The organism is Geodermatophilus amargosae (assembly GCF_900116515.1).
Taxonomy (GTDB): domain Bacteria; phylum Actinomycetota; class Actinomycetes; order Mycobacteriales; family Geodermatophilaceae; genus Geodermatophilus; species Geodermatophilus amargosae.
In genome coordinates this window covers 126,123-133,301 of sequence record NZ_FPBA01000016.1, presented here as the reverse complement: position 1 = coordinate 133,301, position 7,179 = coordinate 126,123, and the positions used below count along the sequence as shown (strand labels likewise).

Here is a 7,179-nt window from a genome sequence, read left to right as displayed (position 1 = left end):
CCACTACCCCACCAACAAGCTGATAGGCCGCGGGCCCATCCCCAGCCGGAAACCCTTTCCACCACCCACCATGCGGTGCGCGGTGACCATCCGGTATTAGCCCCAATTTCTTGGAGTTATCCCAGAGCCGGGGGCAGGTTGCCCACGTGTTACTCACCCGTTCGCCACTGATCCCCACCGAAGCGGTTCACCGTTCGACTTGCATGTGTTAAGCACGCCGCCAGCGTTCGTCCTGAGCCAGGATCAAACTCTCCGTAGATGTTCAATCACCGGCTGAGAACCGAGACCTGACAGATCTCGATCAATCAACCAAAGGAACCCAAGACCCGACCAGACACAAAGCCCGACCAGGCCACGGGGTACTACTTGGCACTGACTTTCGGCACGCTGTTGAGTTCTCAAGGAGCGGACGCGCTCGTACTCGGACCTTTTCGGCCCTTGTTCGAGGCGGTGTCACCACTGTACACCAGCTCCGCAGCAGTCGAACCTCGTGGGTTCGTCCGGCGGTTGACCAGGCTGGCGGCCCGGTCCGTTCTCGCTCGGTGCAGGAAGGACCATACACGCCCCCGGGGGCCCGTGCAGCGGGGTCCCTTGCGTGCCCGTCCGACCCCGGGGGCCCGTTCCGGGCAAGTCGTTCAGCGGCATGGGGACGGCGCGCATCCCGCTCGGTCACGCCACGCCGGACGGGCGGAACTGGACGCTCACCCGTGGTCCGACCGGCCGCGTCGTCTTCGGGATGCAGTGCTCCCAGGTGCGCTGGCACGAGCCGCCCATGACCACGAGGTCTCCGTGACCCAGGGTGAAGCGCCGCCCCTCCCCGCCGCCGACGGGCCGGAGGAGCAGCGGCCGGGGCGACCCGAAGGAGACGATCGCGACCATCGTGTCCTCGGTGCGGCTGCGGCCCAGCCGGTCACCGTGCCAGGCCACGCTGTCGCGGCCGTCCCGGTACAGGCACATGCCCGCGGTGACGAACGGTTCGCCGAGCTCCGGCGCGTAGTGGGCGTCCAGCGCGGTGCGGGCCGCGGTGAGCAGCGCGTGCGGCAGGGCCTCACCCTGGCCGTACCAGCGCAGGAGTCGCGGGACGGCGACCTCGCGGTCGTACATCTGCCGGCGATCGGCCCGCCAGCCGATGTCCCCGAGGAGCACCTCGAGCACCTCGTCGGAACCGCTGACCCAGCCCGGGAGGTGGTCGACCCACGCTCCGCGGCTGAGCACGTGGCGCCGGATCCGACCCCACAGCGGCGTGAGCGCGGCCTCCTCGGCGACGTCGAACATCGACGGCTGGTGCGCGAGCGTCATGGCGGCAGGCTACGCGGGATCGAACAGGTGTACGAGCCCCTACGCGGTCAGGGCCAGCGCGAAGGGCAGGACGCGGGAGGCGCCCGCCAGCCGCAGTTCCCGGCCGGCCACCGTCATGGTCCAGCGGGAGTCGGCGAGGTCGTCGACGAGCAGGACCGGCACCGCGCCCAGCTCGTCGAGCCGCGACCGCAGCTCCGGCCCGACGACGAGCCGCTGCCACACCCCCGCCAGCCGGAAGGCGCTGTTGCCGCCCGGTCCGCCGGTCGGCCCGCCGTGGGCGAGCGACATCTCCCCCAGGTACGGCAACCGGCCCAGCCGCGCGAGCCCCTGCGCCACCCCGGTGACCAGCCGCGGCCGGCGGCGGGAGGGGACGGCGACCACGGCGGCCGGCCGCTCCGACCAGTCCCACGCGCCCAGCACGCGGGCGCAGGCCCGCAGCAGCTCCTCGTCGGGAGGGACGTCGGAGAGCGACCGCTGCACGGGGACGTCGAAGGCGGCGTCGGGGTCCTCCTCCAGGCTCGGGGCCTCGAGGTCGAGGGTCACCGTGCCGCCCACGCCGTCGTCACCGAGCAGGGTGCGCAGCCGCTGACCCCAGCCGAGGTCGGTGAGCCGGGCGACGGCCCGGCCCGGGTCGAGCAGCTCGCCGGCGGCGATCTTGCCCTTGACCTCCACCCCCAGCCGGTCGGCGCCAGTGGGCCACTGGGCGCGCGGAGCCAGCTCGACGCCCGGGCGGTCGAGCGCGGCCGAGGCGGCCTCCGCAGCCCCCTGCGGGACGTCGGTCGGGTACCAGGGGCCGGCGCAGACGTCGCAGCGGCCGCACGGTGCGGCGGTCGGGTCGTCGAGCGCCTCCTGGAGGAAGGCCATCCGGCAGCGCGCCTCGTCGACCGGCTTGGCGTAGGTGATCATCGCCCGCTGCTCGGTCTCGCGGGTGCGCGCGACGCGGGCGTAGCGGTCGCCGTCGTAGACCCAGGGGCGGCCGGTGGACCGCCAGCCGCCCTGGACCCGCTCCACGGCCCCGTCGACGGCGAGGACCTTGAGCAGCAGCTCGAGCCGGGAACGGCGGACGTCGGCCACCGTCTCCAGCCGCGCCACCGACCACGCCTTCCCGTCGGCCATCGCGGTCAGGACGGCGGCGGCGTGGTCCTCGCGCGGCATGGACGAGGTGGCGAACCACTGCCAGATCGCGAGGTCCTCGGGTCCGGGCAGGAGCAGGACGTCGGCGTGCTCGACGGCGCGGCCGGCGCGGCCCACCTGCTGGTAGTAGCTGACCGGCGACGACGGCGCCCCGAGGTGGACGACGAAGCCGAGGTCGGGCTTGTCGAAGCCCATGCCCAGCGCCGAGGTGGCCACCAGCGCCTTCACGCGGTTCTCCCGCAGCGCCTCCTCGGCCTCCTTGCGGTCGGCGTCGTCGAGGCGGCCGGTGTAGGCGCGCACGTCGTGCCCGGCGTCGCGCAGCAGCCCCGCCGTCTCCTCGGCGGCGGCGACCGTGAGCGTGTAGACGATGCCGCTGCCCGGGAGGTCCCCGACGTGGGCGGCCAGCCAGGCCAGCCGCGCGCGGTCGGTGGGCAGGCGCAGGACGCCCAGGCGCAGCGAGTCGCGCGCCAGCGGGCCGCGGACCGTGGTCACCCCGACGCCACCGGCGCCGAGCTGCTCGGCGACGTCGGCGACCACGCGCTCGTTGGCCGTGGCCGTCGTCGCCAGGACCGGCGTGGCCGGCGGGAGGGTGCCCAGCAGGTCGCGGATGCGGCGGTAGTCGGGACGGAAGTCGTGGCCCCAGTCGGAGACGCAGTGCGCCTCGTCGACGACGAGCAGGCCGCAGCGGGCGACCAGGCCGGGCAGCTGCTCCTCGCGGAAGCGCGGGTTGGTGAGCCGTTCCGGGGAGACGAGCAGGACGTCGACCTCGTCGGCGGCCAGGGCGGCTGCGACGTCGTCCCACTCGGTGGCGTTGGCGCTGGAGATCTCGACGGCGCGGATGCCGGCCCGAGCGGCGGCTGCCACCTGGTCGCGCATGAGCGCGAGCAGCGGGCTGACCAGGAGGGTGGGGCCGGCGCCGCGCCGGCGCAGCAGCGCGGTGGAGACGAAGTAGACCGCCGACTTGCCCCACCCGGTGCGCTGCACGACCAGCGCGCGCTCGGAGCGCTCGACCAGCGCGGTGACGGCGGCGTCCTGGCCCTCGCGGAAGACCGCGTCGGGCCGGCCGGTCAGCTCGCGGAGGACCCCGAGGGCCTCGGCGGCCACAGCACTGTCGACGGAGTCGGACGGCGGCGCGACGGTGCTCATGGGTGCCGACACTAGGTGCGTCCCCCGACAGCGGGACCGTCCGAGCGCGACCTGGGGACGACGGGCAGGATGGGGACGATGCGACCGCCGGACAACCACGTGCACACCGGGTGGTCGTGGGACACCCCGAGCAGCGTGACGATGGCCCGGGCCTGCGAGCAGGCCGTGGCGCTGGGGTTGCCGGCGATCGCCTTCACCGAGCACCTCGACTTCACCGTGTGGGGAGCCGACGACCGGGCCACCACGCTCGGCCTGGTCGACCGGCACGCCTCGCGGCACGCCCCCATCGACGCCGAGGGCTACTGGGCCGAGCTGGCCGAGGTCCGCGAGCGGTTCCCCGAGCTGCGGATCTGGTCCGGCGTGGAGGCCGGCGAGCCGCACCTGTTCTCCGCGAGCATCGCCGCCCACCTGGCCGGCGCGCCCGTCGACCGGGTCCTCGGCTCGCTGCACTCCCTGCACGACGGCGACCGGCTCTACGGCGTCGGGCAGCTGCTGTACCAGGACGCCGACGGCACGATGCGCCGCTACCTCGCCGAGATCGTCGACATGGTCGAGAGCAGCGACGTCTTCCAGGTCCTCGCGCACGTGGACTTCCCGCGGCGCTACTGGCCCGGCGGCTCGCACCGGTACGTGGAGAAGGACTACGAGGAGGAGTACCGCGCGGTGTTCCGAGCGCTCGCCGGCACCGGCCGGGCGCTCGAGGTGAACACCAGCAGCCCGCTGGCCTCGGTCGACCAGGTGCGCTGGTTCCGCGAGGAGGGCGGCGAGGCGATCAGCTTCGGCAGCGACGCCCACCAGCCGGCCGCGGTCGGGCAGCGCTTCGACCTCGCGGTCGACGTCGTCGAGGCGGCCGGGTTCCGCCCGGGCCGCGACCGCTTCGACTTCTGGCACCGCTGAGGTCAGCCGGCCAGCCGGTCCAGCGCGGCGCGCCACATCCGGGGGAACGCGACCGGACCGAGCAGTCCCTGGGTCAGCAGCACGGCCCGGCCGCGCAACCCCCTGCCGCCGGCGTGCTGCATCGTCACGTCGACGTGGCTGCCGCCCTCGTCCCGCGGGGTGATCCGGATCTCGCCGGCGCCCCGGTCGCAGTGGTCGCTGTCGAGCAGCGTCCAGGTGACCCGGTCGGGGGTCGGCCACTCGTAGCGCAGCAGCACCCACAGGCGGACCCCCGCGCTGCCCTCGCGGACGACGGCCCAGCCCTCGCCGTGCTCGCGGACCTCGTACTTCGCCGGGTCGAGGGTCCTCGACCACACCTCGAGGCGGCGGTCGCCGACGTCGGTGAAGGCGGCGAGGACCTGGCGCGGCGTCGCGCGGGTGTCCAGACCGAAGTGGATGCGCACGGTGGCCTCCTCCCGGTGGCAGCGCGATCCTCCTCCGGCCACGACGTGCAGGACCGGGATCCGTCGCACCGGGATACTTCACCGCTAAGGCAGTTGCCGCTACCGTTCCCCGGGTGACCTCCCGCCGTGCCGTGATCGCCCTGGGCGGCAACGCGATGACCGGTCCCGACGGTTCGGCGACGCCGGCCGCCCAGCGCGCCGCGCTCGCCGTCGCCGCTGCCGCGATCGCCGAGGTGGTCGCGGCGGGCGTCGAGGTGGTCCTCACCCACGGCAACGGGCCACAGGTGGGCAACCTGCTGGTCAAGAACGAGATGGCCGCCGCGGTCGTGCCGCCGGTGCCGCTGGACTGGTGCGTGGCCCAGACGCAGGCCACGGTCGGCTTCACCCTCGCCGACGAGCTCGACGCCGCCCTGGCCGCGCGCGGGCTGGACCGGCGGACGGCGGCCCTGGTCACCCGCACCCTCGTCGACCCCGCCGACCCGCACTTCCTCGCGCCGTCGAAGCCGGTCGGCCGCTACCTGCCCGCCGAGGAGGCCGCGCGCTTCGTGGCGCTGGGCCAGCGGTGGGAGGACCGCGGCGCGCGCGGCTGGCGGCGGGTCGTGGCCTCGCCCGAGCCGCGGTCGGTCGTCGACGCGCCGGCCATCGCGGCGCTGGTCGCGGCCGGGTTCGTCGTCGTCTGCGCCGGGGGCGGCGGCGTGCCCGTCGTCGAGGGCGGCGGGCCGCTGTCCGGCGTCGAGGCGGTCATCGACAAGGACCTCACCGCCGCCCTGCTCGCCCGCGAGCTCGGCGCGGACACCCTCGTCGTCGCCACCGACGTCCCGAACGTCGTGCTCGGCTGGGGCACCGACGCCGTCCGCCCGCTGGGCCGGGTCAGCCCCGCCGAGCTGCGCGCGCACGCCGAGGCCGGCGAGTTCGGCAGCGGCAGCATGGGCCCGAAGGTCGAGGCCGCACTGCGTTTCGTGGAGGGCGGCGGCGACCGGGCCGTCGTCACCTCGCTGGAGAACATCGCCGACGCCGTCACCGGTGACGCCGTCGGCACCGTCCTGACCGCTGCGTAGAGAAGAGGAACAGGTGCCCGCACCGATCGAGGTCCGCAAGGTCCCGCTGCACAACGTGAGCGACGCCAGCGAGCTGGCCAAGCTCATCGACGACGGCGTCATGGAGGCCGACCGGGTCGTCGCCGTCATCGGCAAGACCGAGGGCAACGGCGGCATCAACGACTACACGCGCATCATCGCCGACCGCGCCTTCCGCGAGGTGCTGCTGGAGAAGGGCACCCGGTCGAAGGAGGAGGTCGGGGAGATCCCGATCGTCTGGTCCGGTGGCACCGACGGCGTCATCAGCCCGCACGCCACCGTCTTCGCGACGCTGCCCGAGGACGCGGTCGAGAAGACCGACGAGCCGCGCCTGACCGTGGGCTACGCGATGAGCGACGTCCTGCTCCCCGAGGACATCGGCCGCGTCGCGATGGTGGAGAAGGTCGCCGAGGGCGTGAAGCGCGCCATGGAGGCCGCGGGCATCACCGACCCGGCCGACGTGCACTACGTGCAGACCAAGACGCCGCTGCTGACCATCGACACGATCCGCGACGCTCACGAGCGCGGCCAGACGACGATCCTGGAAGAGCCGCACGGCTCGATGGACATCTCCAACGGCACGACGGCGCTCGGTATCGCGGTGGCGCTCGGCGAGATCGAGATGCCGGAGCAGGAGCAGGTCATGCGCGACCTCTCCCTGTTCAGCGCCGTCGCCTCCTGCTCGTCCGGCGTGGAGCTGGACCGGGCGCAGATCGTCGTCGTCGGCAACGCCCGCGGGCACGGCGGCAACTACCGCGTCGGCCACTCGGTGATGAAGGACGCGCTGGACCAGGACGGCATCTGGGCGGCCATCCGCAACGCCGGCCTCGAGCTGCCCGAGCGACCGCACCACACCGACCTGGGCGACCGCCTGGTCAACGTGTTCCTCAAGTGCGAGGCCTCGCCGGACGGCAAGGTCCGCGGCCGCCGCAACGCCATGCTCGACGACTCCGACGTCTCCTGGCACCGCCAGATCAAGGCGACCGTCGGCGGCGTGACGGCGTCGGTCACCGGCGACCCGGCGGTGTTCGTGTCGGTGGCCGCGGTGCACCAGGGCCCGTCCGGCGGCGGCCCGGTCGCGGCGATCGTCAAGGCGTAGCCGCTCGGCTGTCGATCACGGAGTCGTTGCCGCCCGCGCCGGCGTGTCACCGCGTGTCGGCGGCAACGACTCCGTGATCAACCCG

General features: G+C 73.8%; 6 protein-coding genes and 1 rRNA gene. 3 read left to right on the top strand and 4 right to left on the bottom strand.

Translation table 11 applies throughout. The features are described 5' to 3' along the window. The 3 genes from BM414_RS19270 to BM414_RS19260 form a co-directional block, all read right to left on the bottom strand. Positions 1-259, bottom strand: a 16S ribosomal RNA gene (locus tag BM414_RS19270); the annotation flags it as partial. 410 nt (positions 260-669) lie between these two features. Then, entirely contained in the window at positions 670-1,299 is a 630-nt protein-coding gene (locus BM414_RS19265) for an alpha-ketoglutarate-dependent dioxygenase AlkB (RefSeq protein ID WP_093581966.1), read from the bottom strand. Between the two features lie 39 nt (positions 1,300-1,338). Then, positions 1,339-3,579 (bottom strand): RecQ family ATP-dependent DNA helicase, encoded by a 2,241-nt coding sequence (locus BM414_RS19260; protein WP_093581964.1) that lies wholly within the window; start codon positions 3,577-3,579, stop codon positions 1,339-1,341. Between the two features lie 78 nt (positions 3,580-3,657). Here BM414_RS19260 and BM414_RS19255 point away from each other — a divergent pair, with 78 nt between their 5' ends. Further along, entirely contained in the window at positions 3,658-4,476 is an 819-nt protein-coding gene (locus tag BM414_RS19255) for a PHP domain-containing protein (RefSeq protein WP_093582012.1), read from the top strand. Positions 4,477-4,478: 2 nt separating this feature from the next. On the opposite strand, the gene BM414_RS19250 is transcribed toward BM414_RS19255, so the two are convergent. After that, the gene (locus tag BM414_RS19250; protein WP_093581962.1) at positions 4,479-4,919 is read right to left on the bottom strand and encodes an SRPBCC family protein; all 441 of its coding nucleotides are present in this window, start codon (positions 4,917-4,919) and stop codon (positions 4,479-4,481) included. A 113-nt stretch (positions 4,920-5,032) separates the two neighbouring features. Between BM414_RS19250 and BM414_RS19245 the strand changes: the two genes are divergently transcribed. Together BM414_RS19245 and bar are read left to right on the top strand one after the other, a co-directional pair. Next, a complete protein-coding gene (locus tag BM414_RS19245; RefSeq protein WP_093581961.1) occupies positions 5,033-5,977 on the top strand; it encodes a carbamate kinase in 945 nt (314 codons plus the stop codon). Between the two features lie 13 nt (positions 5,978-5,990). Beyond that, positions 5,991-7,094 (top strand): barbiturase, encoded by a 1,104-nt coding sequence (gene bar / locus BM414_RS19240; protein WP_093581959.1) that lies wholly within the window; start codon positions 5,991-5,993, stop codon positions 7,092-7,094. The last annotated feature ends 85 nt before the right edge of the window (positions 7,095-7,179 follow it).